Genomic DNA, 18,924 nt, shown 5'->3' on the forward strand with positions numbered 1-18,924 from the left:
GCCTGATGGTGCACGTTACGGTGCTGTTTCGGTCCTAGACTAAAACAGCAATCGGCCTCGCTCACTCCACTAGCACATTATGAGTGAAGTCCCAGATCGCACTTTACTTTGCCCAACGCGCCACGCGAGATGTGATGTCGGTGCTTCGTTAAAAGGGCGCCGTTTGGATCCGTCCGGCTTATCGGCAATTTCGGCGCCAAAGGAAGGGCTTCCGAGGGTGGTCGTCTGAAACGATGTTGTCAAGAATGTGCATACGGCGACAGCGGCCACATTGTTCAACCCATTTCAACTGCTTGGCAGCCTGACGGTATTTATGACGGCATGAAGCTGTAGGTACGTATAGGAATCACAACAGAATCAACGTCGTATGGATTGAGTTGATCATCGAGTGGGAATGATTTTGGCTCATCGCTGATAAACCGTTTCGAGCGTCAGGCCTGGGATCGTCTGGACACATGGCCGCTGTTCCAGGAAGGGACCGGGCTCGGCAGGGTGCCTGCGCGGTCCGTCAGCTTCGTTCTCCGGAGCCTCGCATTTCCTCGATTTCTTCCGGCTCTTTGTCGTCCACTTCGGCGATCTCGTTGCGAGCCTTATCGTTCGCCTTGATCAGCTCATCGAGTTTCGCCTGGAGGGCTTGAGTGTCGCGATGCTCGGCCCTTTGGATAAGCAGCGTCATTGCCCAGGTGATCAGCGTCGCGGCGCCGTGCCAGTCAAGCGTTTCCCGTTCAAGGACAAGCCAACAAACAGTGTAGCCGCCCAGAATCAAAAAGGCCGCTGGCCGGGACGTCAACGTGCCGACCTTGGTCAGTGTTTCTCGGAGCTGCAATGTCGCCATGCCTGCGAACGGCTGAGAGCAATGCGGGTTCCCGCCAGGCGGTTGGCGACGCGAGGTGCGATGCCTCCCTGCGCGCCGCCGAGCCAGGGTAGGCTTACTTGTTAAGTCCGTTGGCCATGTCCAGATGGTGCTGCAGATGCGGCAATGTCGTCCCTGCCCATGCCTTCAGATCGGCCTGTTCCCCACCCTCGCTGTAGCGCTTGAAGAGATCGACCGCATCCTTGTGCGCATCGACCTGATCGGAGTGGTACTGCTTGGTGAAGTCATTGCCCTGCAGCGCCTTCAGATCGTTGAGTGTCGACTGCTGCTTGTCGGTCATGGCCGTCGGAAGCGTGGCCTTCACCTTTCCGCTGGTCACGAGGCCCTTGAGATCGGCCGTGGTCTTCTCGTGGTCGGCAACCATCTGCTTGGCAAACGCCTTCGTCGCATCGTCGGACCGTTCGAGCGCCAGCTTGCTGGACTCGATCTCGAACATGTCGCTGGTGGCTGCTTCGGTAACGAAATCCTGCGTCGACGGGGCAACGCCCAGAACTGAATTCACGCCGGTCTTTTCCGTGGTCGAAGTCGATTGGGCCATGGCCGGCAATGCAAGCATAACCGCTGCGGCCGTCAGAGCGAACGTTTTCATCGATTTGTCTCCGTTGTGGCTTCCCAACCGAAGACAAGCTGGTTTGTTCCCTGCACCAAACAGGCCTATAACCCCAGGGAATGTTCCACGTCTCCTGATCTACGCAGAACGCCGTCTCCGTGGTTGAGTGCTTCGGGAGCGTGGGTGTAGCGATTTTGCGTCGCCCGCCGGTAAAGCTCGCCCGCGCTGAGCGATCTGCCATCGACCGGCTCCCTCAATCTCGCGGGATGTTCGGGCTCCAACCATCCATCGATCCGCTCGTTCTTCGCGGTCTCGGATTAGCGGGAACGTCGGCGCCAGGGCCCGGTTATCTCGCTGCAAGGAGATGCCCATGAATGCGACGAAGGAATTCCTGCGCAGTTGGCTGGAGGAGAATGTCGGCAATTTGCCTGCCGACACCGAAATCAGCGTTCCGATGCTGGCGCAGCAGTTCGAGCAGGACGCCGACGCCGCCGGCTACGGCCGCGAAGTGCGGGAGCAGGAGGTCGGCAACATCGAAGACGCCATCCAACGCGCCCTTGATAGAACCGGGAAAGAGAATGGGGAGACGGCCCCGAATTCCGATGAGGAGAATTCGCTGGCACCGGTTATCGACGCCCTGGAGGATTCCGAGCCAGAGAATGAGACGCCGGACGAGGCCGAGCGTCTGCGGTGAGGGTCAGCCGCACGGAACAAAGGCTGACGCCAAAGGTTTGGCTCCCGATTCATCCACGGCAGCCATGCGATCGAACAGAGGATACGATGACAAAGTCCCCCGGAAAGAGTGATCCTGCCGCGTCCGGATCAAGCGGTCAGGCGAAGCGGCAAACAGAGACATTGCCGGACCAGGACCCCGCGGAAGGATCGCGCAAGACGGTGGATCGCGAGTTGAATCGGCAAAAGCGCTCGCCTGATGCCGAAGATCGAAAGTGCGGGCGACAGGCGTTGCGCGATCAGGTCGAGGAAGAGACGGAACTGCCTCAGAAAGGATCGGCCTGATAGCGAGCCGCGCTGCCACCGCTGGAAATGCCGCCTGTTTCCATCACCGCTCCTTACCATGACAGCAAAGCCCGGTCGAAACCTGCTTCTGCTGCTAGCGGCCGCAACAATCGTGCTGGCGCTCTACAACAATCTTCTTGCGAGGCGGGCGTTGGCTGCGCGCCCGCCCGGGCGCTTTGTCCACGTCCGCGGGACGAAGCTCCATTTCCTGGAAGCGGGCCGTGGGCAACCATTGCTGCTCCTGCACGGCAACGGCGCTTCGGCGGAAGACTTTACGACAAGCGGCATCTTCGGGAGAGCCGCCGCCAGATATCGCGTGCTTTCCTTCGACAGGCCCGGCTTCGGCCTGAGCCCACGCCCCGCCCGCATACGACCTTGGGCCGCCGGTGCTCAGGCCGACCTCATCCACGACGCGGCCGCGAAACTCGGCATCGAGCCCTATTTGGTTGTCGGGCACTCATGGGGAGCCGCCGTTGCTCTCGAGATGGCGCGTCGGTATCCCCGATCCGTCGCCGGTGTCGTCGTTGTCGCTGGCTATCATTATCCGCCGCCAAGGCTGGCGCTTGCCATCGCGGCGCTGCCGGCTATCCCGCTGGTCGGGATGGTTTTGCGTCACGCCATACTGCCTTCGTTGGTCAGGCTGAACTGGCGCTGGGCGATGGAGAAGATATTCCACCCGGCAGTTGTCGCGACGCCTTTTGCGTCAATGACAAGGGGGTTGGCGAGCCGCCCCTCGCAGCTGCGGTCCATCTCTGCGGAGTCGTTCCTGATGCTTGCCTCGGCACTGTTGCCAAATCGTCGATATGCCGACATCGCCATTCCTGTCGGGATAGTTGCCGGCGCCGGCGATCAGTTGTTCGATGCCAAGGCCGAGGCGCTACGGCTGCACGCCGAGATAGACCACTCGCTGGTCGATATCGTCCGGGACGCCGGACATATGGTGCATCAAAGCAAACCGCAGGCGGTTATGGCGATGATCGACAAGATTGACGCTCTCGCGAGCGTTGCCGCCCCGGTTTCTGAGACTTCTATTCGACTCTCCGGTCCCTAAGACACGCCGGCGTCTCCTTGCAACGAGCCATCCGGCCGGGAACCGGACGGCCGCAGCAGGCCAGCGCATAAGTCCCGGATGGCTTGTGGCAGGACCTCGAACGCGTAGCCCAAATGCAATCTTTCAAGCGGCGTGTGGTAATCGCGTCCCCATGGACCGATATTGATCGTCGGCACGTTGGCGAGACCCTGTCGCATCGGCCAGCGTACGCTGTGGTTCCAGGCAGGCGTGTTGCGGGCAACGATATCGAGCGAGGACTCGGCTGCCTCGCCGAAAAAGCTCATGTCCGAGATTCCGGCGAAATAATCGGCGCAAGCGATGGTGGTGCCATACCGCTCGGCCGAGTCGCGCGCAATTTGCATGGCCACCGTTTTTAGTCGCGCAGCCGCCGGCGTGCCGGAAAGATTCGTTGGAAGATAGGGTATCGAGCCAAAACCGGTGACGATCGCCGGACCGGGGAGGCGGCTCAGCCCCCAGGCTTCCTCAGTGATCAGCCGGCATTTCTCCGGCAGTGGAAGATCGCCGTCAGCGATCGAGGCGGAGTACGCATCGAGCCTGTCCTTATCCCCTGCGCCAAGACGCCTGACAAGCGTCTCGAACCGGTAGAGCGGGACGGCATTTGCGAGATTTTCGATACCGCCCTGAGCCTGGCTTCGGCGTTTGAGTTCGCCCAGTAGGTTCGATACGGCTTCCGCACAGAGCCGGTCGAAGCGGTCGAGTACTTCATCCGGTGTGCGGTGATAACTCAGCACATTGAACGTGGCGAAAGCGGTTGCGGGCGTCGTGACGTCATAGCCGGCCTTTCCGTCGCGAATGCCGAGCAGGCTGGGCGGGGTACCGGGCAAGGAGCCGCAATGGTCGGTCAGCTCGGTTGCCCATTCGACATGCGCGGCGATGGAAGAGGCGAGTGCCGCCGCGTTGATGCCGTTCAGCGGGAAACCGCTATGTGTCGGAACGCCAGCCACATAAGCGGTCGGAAGCAGTTTGCCGACTGTCCCGAGCGCGATGATACGCCCTTTCGAGCCGTCGCCGTCATCGGCAATCGCGTCGAGATTGACTGCCGCGACAAGATCGAGGCCGTGCTGCTCATAGATGCCGGGCAGCGCCTGGGCCGCCTTGCGGGCGCCGGCTGAATTGTTCTCTTCATCCGGCACCGCGATGAACAACAGGTTGCCCGCGGCATTGGCGGTTTCAGCGAAATCCGCGCATACCGCCAACCCGGCGGCGAGACCGGCCTTCATGTCCAGCAAGCCGCGCCCGGCCAGATACTCGCCGCTTTCCAGATCAGCGCGGGCCAGGCGGGCGGCCGGCGTATCGGTGTCCGCCAAGGAATTGCGCAAGGCGCGCGTCAAGGCTTCAGGCCGCGTGGCCAGCTCTTCCAGCTCTCCATAGTCGCGCGTGGCCACCGTGTCGTAGTGACCGGTCAAAAGCACGGTCGAGCGGCCAGTCCCGCGCAGCAGCATCGCCACGCAATGCCGGCCGTCTCCAGGCTCGACCTCGATCGTCCAGATATCGGCACGGCGGAAGGCGGGATCTTCCCGCAGCTGCGCCGCCAGCCATGGACCGAACGAAGCTTCGCCCTGCGTGCCGGTGACGCTCTTCTGTTCGGTGAGCGCGATTGCCCAGCTTCTGGCGCGCTCAGGCAATGTCTTGGCAAGCTCGCGGTTCATGATCGTCCCGACAAAGTTGAAAGCTCGCGAAGCCATGTCCGGGAACGGAAACCGGCCAGCTTCGATGCTCCGGATCCCGAGTACCGAGGAACTTTCCCGTTGCTGCGAGCTTTATCATCGTGATTTCAAGCGATTGCAACGAGGGGAAGATGTTGCGCACCGTTGTCCGGCCGAGCCGGGCCTTTCTGGCCCTGCTGGCGTTGGCGGTCGCCTCCTGCTCCTCGTCCGAAACCGTGGAGCAGCAATCGAAGCTTGCTGCCTCGACGGCCCAGGCGGCAGTGCTGGTGAATGATGCCTGGCTCGCCGGCGCCGCGCCCTCACGCTACGCATCCTCCGCCTTGCAATCCTTTGCCGAGACGCTCGCCGACGCCGGCCGGCAGGTGGAATCGGCGTCGCCGTCCGACAAGGCAAGGCGGGACGCGGTGGCGGAGGCTCTCAGCCGATTGTCGGACGCGGCAAAGCGGGCCAAGAGCGCGGTCGAGGCCGAACAGCATGCCCAGGCCGGCCAGGCGCAACAGGAGCTTCGCGTCGCGCAAGCCGACCTCGCTACAGCCTATCGACAATATTTCTCGCCGGGCCGATGAAGAAGCTGCTCGAGATCTCGCTCGGTGTCGTCACCAGCGTGGGCGGCTTCCTTGAGGTCGGGTCGATGGCGACGGCGGCACAGGCCGGCGCGCTGTTCGGTTTCCAGCTCATCTGGGCGGTGGTGCTCGGCACGATCTGCATCATCTTTCTGGTCGAAATGGCGGGCCGCTTCGCTGCGGTCAGCCATCACACCATCGCTGACGGCATCCGCGAACGGTTCGGCTTCAACGCGTTCATCTGGCCGCTGCTCGCGACCCTGCTGGTCAACTTCCTGGTGCTTTCCGCCGAGATCGGCGGTGTTGCCGTTGCCGCCGAGCTTGCAACGGGGATCAGCTTCCGATGGTGGGCCTTGCCGGTCGCATTCCTGGCGTGGCTGCTGCTGTGGAAAGGCACGTTCGGTCTCATCGAGAAGGGGGTGTCGATGCTTGGTCTCGTCACCCTCTGCTTCGTCGTCGCTGCCGTGATGCTCCGGCCCGAATGGAAAGAGGTGGCAGTTGGCACCGTGCCCAGTCTGCCGCACCATGACACGGCAAAATACTGGTTCATGGCCGTCAGCATTCTCGGCGCCTCGATCTCGCCTTACCTCTTCATGTTCTATTCCTCGGGCGCGATCGAGGATCAGTGGGACAAGAGCTATCTCGGCACCAATCGGGCGATTGCCGGGCTCGGCATGAGTTTTGGTGGCACGATCTCCGTGGGCGTTCTGATCGTGGCCGCGCTCGTGCTTGGCGCCCATGGCGTCACCGAAGTGGACGACTATAACCAGCTGCCATTGATGCTGATCCCGATATTCGGCTTCTGGGGCTTCGTCCTTTTCGTGGCTTCGCTGGCCATCGCCTGCTTTGGCGCCGCGCTGGAAGTGGCTTTGCAGCAGGCCTATCTCGTCGCACAAGGGTTCGGCTGGACCTGGGGAGAGGATCTCAGGCCTCGCGACGATCCCGGTTTTAGTCTGGTCTACACGCTGACGCTCTTCCTCGCAGCCGTTCCGATTGCGCTCGGTCTCGATCCGTTGAAGCTCACCATCTTCTCGATGGCGCTGACAGCGGCCAGCCTGCCGCTGACCGTCGTGCCATTTCTTTTCCTGCTGAATGACGACCGCTATGTCGGCGAGCACCGTAACGGCGTGGTCTCCAATGCGGCCGTGATCTTCGTCATCGCGCTCGGCTTCGTGCTGGCCGTGGTGACCATTCCGCTGCAGATATTCGGAGGCACCTGATGCAGCTGCTGCGCGATATTCTGGACAAGCAGGTTGTCGATCGCGAACAGGTCAAGATCGGTAAGGTGGACAGCATCGTCGCCGAGCTGAGGCCGGGCAAGCCACCAAGGGTCATCGCCGTTGAACTTGGCTCGATTGCGCTGGCGCGGCGGCTTGGTCCGGCGCCGGGACGATGGATGGCGAAACTCGCGGCGAGACTGAGCGGCAGGCGGCAGGCACGGCCGCACCGGATCGTGTGGAACAAGGTGCGCGACATCGGCGTCGACATCGAATTCGACATTGACGTGCGCCGCACCAGGATCTTCGCCTGGCAGGACTGGCTGCGCCAACATGTCGTCGGCCGAATTCCGGGAGCTTGAGGATGGCGGCCGTGCATCTCGATCACCTTGCCGGCAGGCGCGTGTTTTCCGAGCAGGGCAGGAGCATCGGCTATATCGAGGAGATTATCGCCGAGCAGGACGGCGGCGATCTCGTCGTCACCGAATTCCATGTCGGGATCTTCGCCGCGTTCGAGCGCTTGTCCGCTTCGACCATCGGCACTGCACTGCTCGACTTTTTCGCGTTGCGGCGGCGTGAAGGCCTTTATCGCATTCCCTGGGACAAGCTCGATATTTCCGATCCGACGCGCCCCAGGCTGCTCTGCCCCGACGAGGAGCTTGCCGCCTTGAAGGCGCAGCCCGAGGGCAAATGACAATTTGCTAAAAAGCTGCTCGTGCAGGGGAACATCGCAGCCGGCGCGAAGTTCGGACTGGCATCGAGGAGGCTGCGCCATGAACAGTGTCATTTATCTCATCGGTCTAATCGTCGTCGTGCTCGCGGTGCTTTCCTTCCTCGGCTTTCACTAGGAGGCACCATGCAGCGCGAGAATGATCGGGGCCGCGAGCCCGCCGACTTTGCCAAGGCAAAGGACGAAGTTTCCGACCGGATCCAGCAAGAAACCAAAAGCGCCGGCGAAGCGCTCCACGATGCCCGCGACGACGTTGCAAGCAGGGCCGGAGCCTATGCCGCCGAAGCCCAGCAGGCCGTCGCCGAAAGGGCCGAGCAGACGCAGCGCGACATCGGATCGAGCCTGTCCGCCTTCGGCGGCGCCCTGCGTGCCGCGAGCGATCACCTGGCTGGCAGCGACCAAGGCGCGGCCTCGAAATTCATGCAGGATGCCGCGAGTGGGCTTGAACGGCTGTCCTCCTCGTTGAAGGAGAAGCCGTTCGGACAGGTGCTTGAAGACGTTCAGGCCTTCGGCCGCCAGAATCCTGGAACGCTCCTTGCCGGCTCGGTTCTGGCGGGATTGGCACTCGGCCGATTCATAAAAGCTTCGCCGCCCGGAACGCGCCACCCGACGCAGAGCGCGGCCAGGCCTGAATATCCCAGCCAAACCGGAATGGGAACGAGCGCCGGCCGGGATCAATCTCAAGCCAACTGGGGTTCCGACGGCGGCATACCGGGCAAGGCAGCGGAGCTGAAGAAATGAGCACTCAGGACAATCCAAGTCTCGGCACATTGGTCGCCGATCTGGCGCAACAGGTGAGCACGCTCGTGCAAACGGAGGCGAGGCTCCTAAGGGCGGAAATCTCGGAGAACGCGACCAAGGCCGGCGCCGGCGCCGTCGAGGTGTTGGGCGGCGCGATATGCCTGCTCGCGGCGCTGCTGGTTTTGCTGCAGGCGCTCGTCATCGCCCTGGCCCGCCTTGGTCTGGGCGCCGGGTGGTCCGCCTTGCTCGTGGGTGTGGTCGTGGCCGTGCTTGGCGTGATCCTGTTGCGGACCGGCATGGCGAGCATGGCGCCTTCCGAGCTCGCGCCGGACCGTACACAGGAACAGCTCAAGCGTGACGTGAACGTGATCAAGGAACAAGCGAGATGACAGAGAGATCCGCAGCCGAGCTCGAACGCGAGGCCGAAGCGACGCGCGCAAGAGTGGTGGCGACCGCCGACTCCATTCGCGACAAGATGACCCCCGGGCAGCTCTTCGACGAGTTCACCGGGCTTTTCAGAGGCGGCGTGGCCTCCGACATGCTTCACAACCTCAAGACCCAGGTGCGGGATAATCCGTTGCCGCTGACGGTGATCGGCGCGGGCCTGGCCTGGCTGATGTTGGGCAGCGGCACTTCCGCCACCTCGGCTGGTACCGATGGTGTGACCCGGCGCGGTCCTGGCTTCGGCCATGGAGCGTTCGGCGCTGGAATGGCTTCGAGCGCATCGGATGCGGCAGGCTCTGTTGCCGAAGCCGCCAGCGGAGCGGCCGGAACCGTTTCGGAAATGGCAAGCGAAGCAGCTGGCACGGTGTCGGACATGGCGACCAGTGCGGCAGACAAACTCGCCAATTCGGCGGCGGCTACGGCCGATTTGGCGGCGAGCGCCGGCCGTTCGGCGCATAATCTGCTTCAGGATCAGCCTCTCGCTGCGGCCGCCGTCGGCCTCGCTATAGGAGCTGCGATCGGCGCCATGCTGCCCCATACGGAACTCGAGGACGAGCGATTGGGTGCTTATCGCGAGAGGCTTCGGGAGAGTGCCGAAGAGACTTTGAAAGAAGGCCTCGACGCTGCAAAGCAAGTCGCGGCCGAAGCTTACCAGACGGCGAGCGACGAAGCCGGGCGGCAGGCCTCGAGCGAGGGCACGCTGGCCGACAAGGTCGGCGGCGTCGTCAAAGCCGCAGCCGACAGGACCGACGAATCGGTGCGGGAGAAACTCTCCGGTTCCGACCCGTCGTCGTCCCGGAAATCGTAGACGTCTTTCAATACGTTCAAGGAACAATGCGCGCCACCCTCGGTTCGAGCGCCAAACTGATGGAGATACCGCAATGGCTGAATCGCGCGAATGGCTTGTTCAATGGTTGAGGGACGCTCATGCGATGGAGGAACAGGCCGAGACGATGCTGTCGGGCCAATTGAGTCGGATAGACAGTTACCCGGAACTCAGCGAGCGAATTCGCAGCCATCTGGAAGAGACGAAAGAGCAGGCCAGGCGGCTGAAGACCTGCCTGGATGGTCTTGACGAAGGGTCCTCCATGCTGAAGGACGCAGGCGGCAAGCTGACCGCAACCGCGCAGTCGATCAGCGGCGTCTTCGCCGGCGACGAGGTCATGAAGGGCTCTCTCGCGAGCTACACGTTCGAGCATATGGAAATCGCGTCCTACACGATCCTCATCGCCGCGGCCAATGCGGTGGGCGAAGCCGAGATTGCCCGCGTGTGCGAACAGAACCTGCGCGAAGAGGAAGCCATGGCCGAGTGGCTGAAGGACCACCTTCCGCAGGTCACCCAGACGTTCCTGACGCGTGCGGAGGCAGACAGCGACAGCGCCAAGCGCTGAGACGACGATTAGAGCGGTTCCAGGAGAAGTGTGAGCGTTTTCCGCCCGGAATTGCCTAAAACAACGAGTTCCAGAGCGGTTCGGCAAACCGCCTCATCTTCTTGTTTTGACTTAGTTGCGGGACGGAACCGCGGACGAGCGGCTTGCCTGCTCTGCCTATTCGTCATTCTCATCCTGGAACCGCGGTGATCTTGCACGCGGCTTGCGACCTCGGTCTCTGCCGATCATCTCAGCCCGTATAGGTAGGCCGCAATATCGCGCGCCTGCTGCTCGGTGATCCTCGTCGACGGCATGGCGGTGTGGGGGTTGATTTCCCTTGCCGAGCGGATCCAGCGGATCAGGTTTTCCGGATTGTTGGCCAGCACGCCGCCGATATAGACGCGGCCGGCGAGGCTGCCGTCGAGGCGCGGCCCGACCTGGCCTTGCGCGCCCGGCACGCCGGGAATGGTATGGCAGCCAGAACAGCCATTGGCGGTCATGATCGGAATGGCCCGCGCGCTCACGCCCCCGGTCGCCACATCCGACTCGTGCCGGACGCGATCGCGCCGGTCGGTCCAGAGGGCCGCCGCGGTGCCGACCGCGGCGAGCAGCAGGATCGCGGCAAGGGCGCCGCCGATAAGCCTAGCCAGGTCGGAGCGCATGCGTTTCCTCCCTGGTTCCGCTGTTGCTTATCCAGAGGCCGGCGAGCAGCAAGGCTGCTCCGCCATAGATGAGCCCGGCCGGAACCCACATCACCAGCCCGGCGAGCTGCTGGTCCTCGATGGGGCTCAGGCCCCAGAGCGCGGCGCCGGACGCATTCGCCGGATACCAGAGTTTGGGCGATACCAGCAGCAGCACGCCGAGCAGGCCGGTATGCAGCGATGTGAAGAAAAGATGCATGACGGAGCTGCCATAGGTTTCCTGTCGGCCAGAGCGCGGCAGAAGCGCCCACCAGAACAGCAAGGCAGTGCCGAGGAAGCTCGCATGTTGCGCATAATGCAGCACGCCCTGCTGCAGCGCTGCCTCGAACAGCGCGGGGATATGCCAGACCCAGATCGCTACTCCATGAAGCACCGTCGCGCTGAGCGGGCGAGCCGCAAACGCCCAGACCGCCTGCAGCACCTTGCTGTGCGTCAGTTTCCCGATCCGTCGGCGAATGGTGGCCGGCAATGCCCATATCAAAGCCGCGCCGGGGCAAGCGGCGACAAGAAGTGGCGCCGCCACGGCCATCAGCAACTCGTGCTCGATCATATGGGCTGAGAACACACGTTCGCCGAGCGCATGAATCGGGCTGACCAGCGCTCCCGTCAAGACGCCCCAGCCGGCCGCGAACAACAGAGCCTGGCGTATCCGCTCGGGCCGGCCCCGACCGCTGCGGCGCCATAGCCGGCTTGCGCCGAGCGCATAAATAAGCGCGAGCGCTGCCAAGGGAAGCGTGATGGGAAACGCCAATGTCCATCCGGCCTCCGGCGCACCGGCGCCATAGCAGATCGAGGTCGAGAAGAACGCTTCGAGGCTCATCGCAAGCACTCGTCGAGGATGAGCGCGGCGCTGCCCTGCATGACGATCACGAGGGCGAACAGCAGCGCCGCGAGCATGCCGAGATCGGCGACGAAACGCTCGGTGCTGCGGGTGCGCTCCGGCTTGAAGGCGGCGCCGCCCTGCTGATTCGCCCGCCATGACAGCGCGCCGCCGAGCAGCGAAAATATCGCAAGCAACAGTGCCACCGGTAGCACGACCTGCACCTGGCGATTGCACTGCCAGTGCACCAGCGCGTAGTTCAGCTGCGTGGAGATTGCCCAGGCCAGTGGCCCCGACAACAAACCACCCCAGGACGTGCCCAGCCGCAGCGCGCGCATCTCAGCCTAACCTCGGTAGCCAGTAAATGAGCAGGTAGATCGGGATCCAGGTGAGGACCACGAAATCCCAGTAGAAAACATTGTCGCCGACATCGCCGAACCGCCGGCCGCTATAGCCATGGTGCGTAAACATCAGCACCATCAGAACGATTGTGTCGCCGACATCGGTGATCAGATGCGTGGTGTGGAGACCGAGCAGCACCCAGAGCATCGAGCCGTAGGCGTTCGTGTCCCAATAGACGTTCAGCGCCGGAAACTCGAACCAGCGCACGATGAGCGGCGCGACGCCGAGCAGCGACATCACCACCATGCCGATCCGCACGGGCCCGATCGCGCATTCCTTGGCGTAGCGGTTGAGCATATGGTTCGGCACCAGGCTTATGATGAGAAGCAGCGTCACGATCGTTCCCGGCCAATGGTTGGGCTGCGGAGCGCTCAGACGCCAGTTAGGCCACAGCGTCGCGAGATAGAGATAGGCCCCAGCGGCCAGTGCAAAGCCGGTGCCTTCCAGTGCCATGAAGCCAAGCGTGCCCCACCAGGTCGGGCTGCGCGGACCATGTCCGAAGGTCGGGAGGCCGGAAAGATCGACGGCGGGACGCTGGTTCATTCCTCGTCCTCCGGATCGCCTTTCGGCCAGAACCAGCCGATCAGGGTAACGGCGATCGGCGCGGCGCCCCAGACGATCGCCCAGGGCGTGAAGATCGAGTAGAGGAAGGTGCCGCCCACGGCGATTGCCGCCAGCAGCGGCCAGATGGACGGCGTCGCCGATTTTTCGCGGATGTCGGGATGGGCCTCCGCCACTGTCGAGATGATCAGTTCGCGAGCATCGACGCGAAGGCCGGTCGCAACGGGAAGCGCCTCGCGCTCGGCCCAGAGCGGCTCGACATTCGTCACGACCGGAATGCGCGCGAAATTATAGCTGGGCGGCGGCGAGGACGTCGCCCATTCCAGCGTGCCGGCGTCCCAGGGATTGTCGCCGGCCGGCGCGCCCTTCAACGCGCTGTGGACGAGGTTGAAGGCAAACAGCACGAAACTCAGGAAAAAGAGCACCGCGCCAGCGCTGATGAAGAGATTGATGTTCCCCCAGCCAAGCTCGGCCGGATAGGTGTAGACCCTGCGCGGCATCCCCCAGAGACCGACGATGTGCATGGGGAAGAAAGCCGCGTTGAAGCCGATCAGGGCGAGCCAGAAATGCCAGCGCCCGAGGCGCTCACTCATCATGCGGCCCGTGATCTTGGGGAACCAGAAATAAGCCGCGCCAAGCAGCGGAAAGACCGCGCCGCCGATCAGCACGTAGTGGAAGTGAGCGACGACGAAATAAGTGTCGTGCACCTGCAGGTCGAGCGGCACCGAGGCCAGCATGACCCCGGTGAGGCCGCCGATGACGAAGATGAAGAAGAAGCCGAAGACGAACAGCAGCGGCGTGCGGATCACCGGCCTGCCGTCCCAGAGAGTCGCCAGCCAGCAGAAGATTTGAACGCCGTTGGGGATGGCGATCATCATGCTGGACGCGGTGAAGAAGCTGGCGCCGAGCTTGGGCAGCCCGGTCGCGAACATGTGGTGAACCCAGAGGCCGAACGACAGGAAACCGACGGCGATCAGCGACAGGACCAGACCGAGATGGCCGAACACCGGGCGCCGGGCGAAGGCCGGGATGATGGCGGAGACCATGCCCGTTGCCGGCAGGAAGATGATGTAGACTTCGGGATGGCCGAAGAACCAGAACAGGTGCTGGAACAGCAGTGCGTCGCCGCCTTCGGCCGGGTTGAAGATGTGCGTGCCGACGAGCCGGTCGAGGATCAGGAAGGTCGAGGTGATCATCACGGCCGGCATGGCGAAGACGACGACGAAGGACGTGACCAGCAGCGACCAGACGTAGAGCGGGATCTTGTCGAGCGACATGCCGGGCGCACGCTGCTTGAATATGGTGACGATGGTCGCGACGGCGACCGCGAGCGAGGACACCTCGGTATAGGTGATCATCTGCGCCCAGACATCGGCGCGCTTGCCGGGCCCGTATTCCGGCCCGGACAGCGGCACATAAGCGAACCAGCCGACATCCGGCGCCATCGAGAGGGCGAAGGACACCCAGGCGAAAAGGCCTCCTGAGACATAGACCCAGTAGCTGAAGGCATTGAGGCGGGGGAAGGCGATGTTGCGGGTGCCGACCATCAACGGCACCAGATAGATGCCGGTCGCCTGGACGATGGGGACGGCGAACAGGAACATCATGGTGACGCCGTGCATCGTGAACAGCTGGTTATAAAGATCCGGGCCGATCAGGCCGCGCTGCGGGCCCGAGAGCTGGATGCGCATGACGACGGCGTTGAGCCCGCCCAGACACAGGAACAGGAAGGCGGTGATCAGGTAGCGCCGTGCGATGACCTTATGGTCGACGCTCGACAGCGCGCCGATGATGCCGGGGGGCGTGCGCCACGTCCGCGTCAGCCAGCGATGCAGGCTGGCGTCATCCATGCCGGTGTCGCGCGGTCCGTCGCGCTCTGGCGCGACATCGCCTTTGGCGGACGCCTCGCGCTCCGGTGGCAGATCGCGTTCGCTTGTGAGATCCGCGCTGCTCATTTCAGCCCCTCGAGATAGGCGACGATGGCGTTGAGCTCGTCGCCGCTGAGATCGACCACCGGCATATGCGAGCCGGGCTTCACGCCCTGCGGGTCGGCTATCCAGGCAGCGAGATTGCCGCGGCTCATCGTCAATGTTCCGGCCGCGAGCGTCTGCCTGCTGGCAACATGGGTGAGATCGGGCGCGACGGTTCCGCCCGCGGGCGTGCCGCCGATCTTGTGACACATCACGCAGGGGCGTTTCAGGAAGAGATCCTCACCGGTCTTGGCCTCGTCGCTTGTGGGCGCGGCGGCCGGCTGCAACTGGTCGTTCCACCAGGCCTCGAATTCTGCGCGCGGCTCGGCGATGATGAAGGTGCCCATGTTCGCGTGCTGGGCGCCGCAGAACTCGGCGCATTGGCCCCGGTAGACGCCGGGCTTGTCGGCCTTGATATCGAGCACATTCATATGGCCGGGGATCAGGTCGAGCTTGCCGGACAGGCTCGGGACCCAGAAGGAGTGGATCACATCCGTGGAGGTGAGAAGAAGCCGCACCGGCTCGCCGGCGGGAATATGGATCTCGTTGGCCGTGGTCAGGATGCGGCTCGGCGTGGCATCCTCGTAGCGCACTTCCCACCACCATTGATGGCCGGTGACGCGAATGGTCAGCGCTGCGTCGGAGCCGATCGCGGCAAGCGTTCTATTGGCGAAGAAGCTAAGCAAGGTCAGCCCGACCAGGATCACGGCGGTCAGCCCGACGGCGGTCATCACCACGCGCAGCTTCCGATTGTCCGCGCCGGCGTCAAGCACCAGCGGCTCCAGGCGTTCTCTCGATCGCATCATCAGCGGCACGGCAAGGGCGGCCATTACCAGCACCCACACCACTGCGCAGAGCCCGGTGAAGAACCAGATCAGCCATGCCAGCTCGCTTGCTGCCGGGCCCTTCGGGTCGAGCGCCGATTGCCAGCCTGCGCATCCCTGAAGAAACAGGGCGATTGCCGCGGCGAACGCAATCGAGGCCAAGCGTTTCACGGCGACTTCCCCAGCGTGGCGGCATCCGGCATGCGGTTTTCCGAGGGATGAACCATCATGTCGTCATTGCGCGACGGCGCGGCGGACGAAGGCGCGTTGCCGCTCAGCGAGCGAACGAAGGCCGCAAGCTCCCAGATCTGGTCGTCCGGGATCTTGTCGCGGAAGCTAGGCATGCCGTTCGGACGGCCGTCGCGGATCGTGGCATGGATGCTTTCCATCGAGCTGCCATAGATCCACTTTTCGTCCATCAGCGCAGGGCCCATGCCGCCGCCGCCATTGGCATGGCATCCTGAGCAGTTGAACCAGCCAAACAGGCGCTTGCCTTCGCTCAGATGAAAGGCATTGGCCTCGAAGCTCGCCGCCTTGTTGTCTGTCGGGGAGGGCCGCTGCCCGCCGGGTTCCAGAGTTGTCACCGGTGTCGGCTGCTCGCCGGAGCCGAGCGCCGATTGCGGGCGCGTGTCCCGCTCCTCGCGCTGGCAGGCCGCCACCGCTAAAATCGCCAGGAGAAGCATGGCCGCGGGTTTCATCGCAACGGGCTCCCGGCCATGTCGAGAAGCGGCACGCCATATTGCGTCAGAACCGCGTCGATCTCGGCCTTGTGCCGGGCGAGCGCGCTGTTCACTTCGCTGCGCAGCGCATCGTCCTCGCGCCGAACGCCCATGGAGATGTCGTACATCAGCGGCAATTGGGGGCCGTCGATGCGAGGCGTAACCGGCGTTATCCGGAGCGGCACCTTCTGCTTATTTGCGAAATAGCCGGCGAGCGGACCCCAGACCACCGCTAGATCGATCTCGCCGCTCGCCACCGCTTCGACGATGCGCGCTGGAGGATTGGGAGCGGAGTAATCGCCATAGACGGGGTAGCCGATGAGATGCCCGACGACACCGCGGCGGCCAAGCGCCTGGACAGGAGGCGAGTTGGCGCCGTCGTCGCCAATGAGCTGAACGCCGATACGCAACTCGCGCAACCGCGGGTCGTTGAAGGAGGTCACGTCCGGACCCTCCTGGCGCGTCACGAAGACGTAGGACGACCGGTAATAGGGCCGGGTGGTGCGCAGCATTTCGAGATTGGCAGGCGTGCCGGGCACGAGATCGCAAAGTCCCGCCTTCAGCGTGTTGCGCACGAAGCCGCGGCGCTGCGCCCACCAGGTGTAGGTCAGCCTGGCCCCGAGATCGTCGGCAATGATTTGCGCGATCCTGTTCTCGAAGCCCTGACCGGCCGCATTGGAAAAGGGCAGATTGTTCGGGTCGGCGCAGACCCTGAGTTCACGAGCGCCGGCGGTCGCCGGCAAGAGCAGCAAGGCGAGCGCAGCGATGCCGAGCGCGATCCGCGGGAAGAATTTCCGTGCTACGCCGTGGATCAAGCAGAGCACATCAGGGGAGACGGAACACATAAAGCGTGCCTCCCGCCGTGGTCGCGTTTTTCAGGTCCTTCATCGCGTTGACGAAACCGAGCGCGGCGGTCGCATCGCGCGGGTCGAGGTCGCCCGAAACGATGGCGCCGGCCCAACCGCCGACGCCGGACAGGATCGCCACATATTGGTGTCCGTCAGGGCCGCGATAGGTGATGGGCTGGCCGATAATGCCCGACGAGGTCTTGAACTGCCAAAGCAACTCGCCGGTCTTGGCGCTCACCGCCTTGAACCAGCCTTCCATCGTTCCATAGAAGACAACGTCGCCGGCGGTCACCACCGCGCCACTCCAAACCGGAAAGTTCTCCTTGAGGCTCCAGGCTGGTTTTTCCGCCGCGATATCCCAGGCCGTGAAGGCGCCGCGATTGCCGCCCGGCCCGGGGATCATGCGCACGTTCATCCCGACATAGGGCGTGCCGGCGATGTAATTCACCTCGACGCCTTCTTCGTCCATGCAAAGATTGTTGTGGGGGATGTAGAGCAGACCGGTCTTTGGCGAGAAGGCGGAAGGCTGCCAATCCTTGAGGCCCGATGCGGTCGGGCAGATGTCGCGGACGACCTTGCCGGTTCCCGTCTGCTTGTCCGGGTTTTCGATCAGGCGGCCGGTCTTGAGGTCGACGCCCTTGCTGGAATTGACGGGACCATAGGGTTTTGCGGACAGGACCTCGCCGGTGGTCCGGTCGAGGACGTAGAGGTAGCCGTTGCGTTCCGGCCGGACCAGCACCTTGCGCGGCTTGCCCTGCCAGTTCATGTCGAGCAGGACCTGCTCGTTGATGCCGTCATAGTCGTGCAGGTCGTGCGGGCTCCACTGATAGAACCACTTCGCGGCCCCGGTGTCCGGGTCGCGGGCAAAGATGCCTGACGTCCATTTGTTGTCACCGGGCCGCAGGTCCGGATTCCAGGGGCCGGGATTGCCGGTGCCGTGGAAGATAAGGTTGAGATCCGGATCATAGGAAATCCAGCCCCACATATTGCCGCCGCCGATCTTCCAGGCTTCCGGCGGCCATGTCGTGACGCCGAGGTCCTTGCCCTTGTCCATGTCGTAATGGGGCTTGAAATCCGGGCCGATCAGCACGTCCTTGTCGGGTCCGGTGTTGTAAGCCGTCCACACGACATGACCGTCGCCGGCGTCGAGCGCCTTGACCCAGCCGCGTACGCCCATCTCGCCGCCAGAATTGCCGACCAGCACTTTGCCCTTCACCGCAAGCGGCGCCATGGTGATGGTTTCGCCGATGTTGATGTTGCCGATATGGGCGTTCCAGATCGGCTGACCGGTATTCGCATCGAGCGCGATGGTGTGGCCGTCGAGCGTGTTGAAGAAGATGCGCCCGTCCGCGAAGGCCGCGCCGCGGTTGACGACGTCGCAGCAAGCAACCCCTTGCGCGGCGGGCTCCGGATTGGGCTCGTATTTCCACTTGATCGGCGCGCCGGGCTTGGAAAGGTCGAGCGCGTAGACGATGTTGGGAAACGGGCTCACGATGTACATCGTGCCGCCGACCACCAGCGGCGCGGCTTCCTGGCCCTTGTTCACCCCGGTCGAGAAGGTGAAGGCGACCTGCAGGTTCTTGACGTTGCCTTCATTGATCTCCGCGAGCTCGCTGTAGCGGGTCGAGGCGTAGTTCTTGGCCGGCATCGTCCATTGCCCGTCATCGGGCGGCGCGGCCGCGGCAGGCGGTGAGATCGCAGGTGCCGGCGGCGGTTCCGAAGCGGCTGTCAGCAAAGGAACGCAGGCCAGCAGCATGGCTGCAAAGACGCCGAGATGTTTTCGGGACGCCGACGATTGCCTGGTCAGCGGAGCGTCGCCGCTGGATCGTGCCGG

General features: G+C 63.5%; 22 protein-coding genes. 10 read left to right on the plus strand and 12 right to left on the minus strand.

Features of this window, described 5'->3' with window-relative positions:
• Positions 1-508: 508 nt before the first annotated feature.
• Positions 509-835, minus strand: coding sequence for a low affinity iron permease family protein (locus MJ8_RS08100; RefSeq protein WP_201413894.1), 327 nt, complete (start codon positions 833-835; stop codon positions 509-511).
• A 94-nt stretch (positions 836-929) separates the two neighbouring features.
• Positions 930-1,463, minus strand: a complete 534-nt coding sequence (locus MJ8_RS08105) for a DUF4142 domain-containing protein (protein WP_201413895.1) — start codon at positions 1,461-1,463, stop codon at positions 930-932.
• A 331-nt stretch (positions 1,464-1,794) separates the two neighbouring features.
• On the opposite strand from MJ8_RS08105, the gene MJ8_RS08110 reads away from it, so the two are divergent.
• Together MJ8_RS08110 and MJ8_RS08115 are read left to right on the plus strand one after the other, a co-directional pair.
• Positions 1,795-2,118: a DUF768 domain-containing protein gene (locus MJ8_RS08110; RefSeq protein ID WP_201413896.1), complete on the plus strand. Its 324-nt coding sequence runs from the start codon at positions 1,795-1,797 to the stop codon at positions 2,116-2,118.
• 381 nt (positions 2,119-2,499) lie between these two features.
• On the plus strand, positions 2,500-3,492 hold the full coding sequence (locus tag MJ8_RS08115) for an alpha/beta fold hydrolase (RefSeq protein WP_201413897.1): 993 nt from the start codon (positions 2,500-2,502) through the stop codon (positions 3,490-3,492).
• Here the strand turns inward: MJ8_RS08115 and MJ8_RS08120 are convergent.
• On the minus strand, positions 3,489-5,162 hold the full coding sequence (locus tag MJ8_RS08120) for a M20/M25/M40 family metallo-hydrolase (protein WP_201413898.1): 1,674 nt from the start codon (positions 5,160-5,162) through the stop codon (positions 3,489-3,491). The two genes, MJ8_RS08115 and MJ8_RS08120, sit on opposite strands and share 4 nt — an antisense overlap.
• 149 nt (positions 5,163-5,311) lie before the next feature.
• Between MJ8_RS08120 and MJ8_RS08125 the strand changes: the two genes are divergently transcribed.
• The 8 genes from MJ8_RS08125 (at position 5,312) to MJ8_RS08160 (ending at position 10,266) form a co-directional block, all read left to right on the plus strand.
• Positions 5,312-5,746, plus strand: coding sequence for a hypothetical protein (locus tag MJ8_RS08125; protein ID WP_201413899.1), 435 nt, complete (start codon positions 5,312-5,314; stop codon positions 5,744-5,746).
• On the plus strand, positions 5,743-6,963 hold the full coding sequence (locus MJ8_RS08130) for an NRAMP family divalent metal transporter (protein ID WP_201413900.1): 1,221 nt from the start codon (positions 5,743-5,745) through the stop codon (positions 6,961-6,963). Before MJ8_RS08125 ends, MJ8_RS08130 begins: the two co-directional genes overlap by 4 nt.
• Positions 6,963-7,322 carry a hypothetical protein gene (locus MJ8_RS08135; protein ID WP_201413901.1) on the plus strand — a complete coding sequence of 120 codons (360 nt, stop codon included), beginning with the start codon at positions 6,963-6,965 and terminating at the stop codon, positions 7,320-7,322. The genes MJ8_RS08130 and MJ8_RS08135 overlap by 1 nt, the downstream gene beginning before the upstream one ends.
• A 2-nt stretch (positions 7,323-7,324) precedes the next feature.
• Complete coding sequence (locus tag MJ8_RS08140; protein ID WP_201413902.1) at positions 7,325-7,654, plus strand: PRC-barrel domain-containing protein; 330 nt, start codon at positions 7,325-7,327, stop codon at positions 7,652-7,654.
• 21 nt (positions 7,655-7,675) lie between these two features.
• Entirely contained in the window at positions 7,676-8,431 is a 756-nt protein-coding gene (locus MJ8_RS08145) for a hypothetical protein (protein WP_201413903.1), read from the plus strand.
• Entirely contained in the window at positions 8,428-8,820 is a 393-nt protein-coding gene (locus MJ8_RS08150; protein WP_040990438.1) for a phage holin family protein, read from the plus strand. The genes MJ8_RS08145 and MJ8_RS08150 overlap by 4 nt, the downstream gene beginning before the upstream one ends.
• A complete protein-coding gene (locus tag MJ8_RS08155; protein WP_201413904.1) occupies positions 8,817-9,683 on the plus strand; it encodes a DUF3618 domain-containing protein in 867 nt (288 codons plus the stop codon). The genes MJ8_RS08150 and MJ8_RS08155 overlap by 4 nt, the downstream gene beginning before the upstream one ends.
• A 73-nt stretch (positions 9,684-9,756) precedes the next feature.
• Positions 9,757-10,266, plus strand: a complete 510-nt coding sequence (locus MJ8_RS08160; protein WP_201413905.1) for a ferritin-like domain-containing protein — start codon at positions 9,757-9,759, stop codon at positions 10,264-10,266.
• Between the two features lie 224 nt (positions 10,267-10,490).
• On the opposite strand, the gene MJ8_RS08165 is transcribed toward MJ8_RS08160, so the two are convergent.
• Genes MJ8_RS08165 through MJ8_RS08205 form a run of 9 tightly spaced genes read right to left on the minus strand, consistent with a single transcriptional unit; the run spans position 10,491 to position 18,846 of the window.
• A complete protein-coding gene (locus tag MJ8_RS08165; protein ID WP_201413906.1) occupies positions 10,491-10,907 on the minus strand; it encodes a c-type cytochrome in 417 nt (138 codons plus the stop codon).
• A complete protein-coding gene (locus MJ8_RS08170; protein WP_201413907.1) occupies positions 10,888-11,766 on the minus strand; it encodes a cytochrome c oxidase assembly protein in 879 nt (292 codons plus the stop codon). The genes MJ8_RS08165 and MJ8_RS08170 overlap by 20 nt, the downstream gene beginning before the upstream one ends.
• Positions 11,763-12,104 carry a hypothetical protein gene (locus tag MJ8_RS08175; RefSeq protein WP_201413908.1) on the minus strand — a complete coding sequence of 114 codons (342 nt, stop codon included), beginning with the start codon at positions 12,102-12,104 and terminating at the stop codon, positions 11,763-11,765. The genes MJ8_RS08170 and MJ8_RS08175 overlap by 4 nt, the downstream gene beginning before the upstream one ends.
• Position 12,105: 1 nt before the next feature.
• Complete coding sequence (locus MJ8_RS08180; protein ID WP_201413909.1) at positions 12,106-12,711, minus strand: heme-copper oxidase subunit III; 606 nt, start codon at positions 12,709-12,711, stop codon at positions 12,106-12,108.
• Positions 12,708-14,684 carry a cytochrome c oxidase subunit I gene (gene ctaD, locus MJ8_RS08185; RefSeq protein WP_201413910.1) on the minus strand — a complete coding sequence of 659 codons (1,977 nt, stop codon included), beginning with the start codon at positions 14,682-14,684 and terminating at the stop codon, positions 12,708-12,710. The genes MJ8_RS08180 and ctaD overlap by 4 nt, the downstream gene beginning before the upstream one ends.
• Positions 14,681-15,694: a cytochrome c oxidase subunit II gene (gene coxB / locus MJ8_RS08190; RefSeq protein ID WP_201413911.1), complete on the minus strand. Its 1,014-nt coding sequence runs from the start codon at positions 15,692-15,694 to the stop codon at positions 14,681-14,683. Before coxB ends, ctaD begins: the two co-directional genes overlap by 4 nt.
• The gene (locus MJ8_RS08195) at positions 15,691-16,221 is read right to left on the minus strand and encodes a c-type cytochrome (RefSeq protein WP_201413912.1); all 531 of its coding nucleotides are present in this window, start codon (positions 16,219-16,221) and stop codon (positions 15,691-15,693) included. Before MJ8_RS08195 ends, coxB begins: the two co-directional genes overlap by 4 nt.
• The gene (locus MJ8_RS08200; RefSeq protein ID WP_201413913.1) at positions 16,218-17,087 is read right to left on the minus strand and encodes a substrate-binding domain-containing protein; all 870 of its coding nucleotides are present in this window, start codon (positions 17,085-17,087) and stop codon (positions 16,218-16,220) included. The genes MJ8_RS08195 and MJ8_RS08200 overlap by 4 nt, the downstream gene beginning before the upstream one ends.
• Entirely contained in the window at positions 17,068-18,846 is a 1,779-nt protein-coding gene (locus tag MJ8_RS08205) for a methanol/ethanol family PQQ-dependent dehydrogenase (protein ID WP_412177111.1), read from the minus strand. The genes MJ8_RS08200 and MJ8_RS08205 overlap by 20 nt, the downstream gene beginning before the upstream one ends.
• Positions 18,847-18,924: the final 78 nt, after the last annotated feature.

The sequence above is a fragment of the Mesorhizobium sp. J8 genome (assembly GCF_016591715.1).
Classification (GTDB): domain Bacteria; phylum Pseudomonadota; class Alphaproteobacteria; order Rhizobiales; family Rhizobiaceae; genus Mesorhizobium.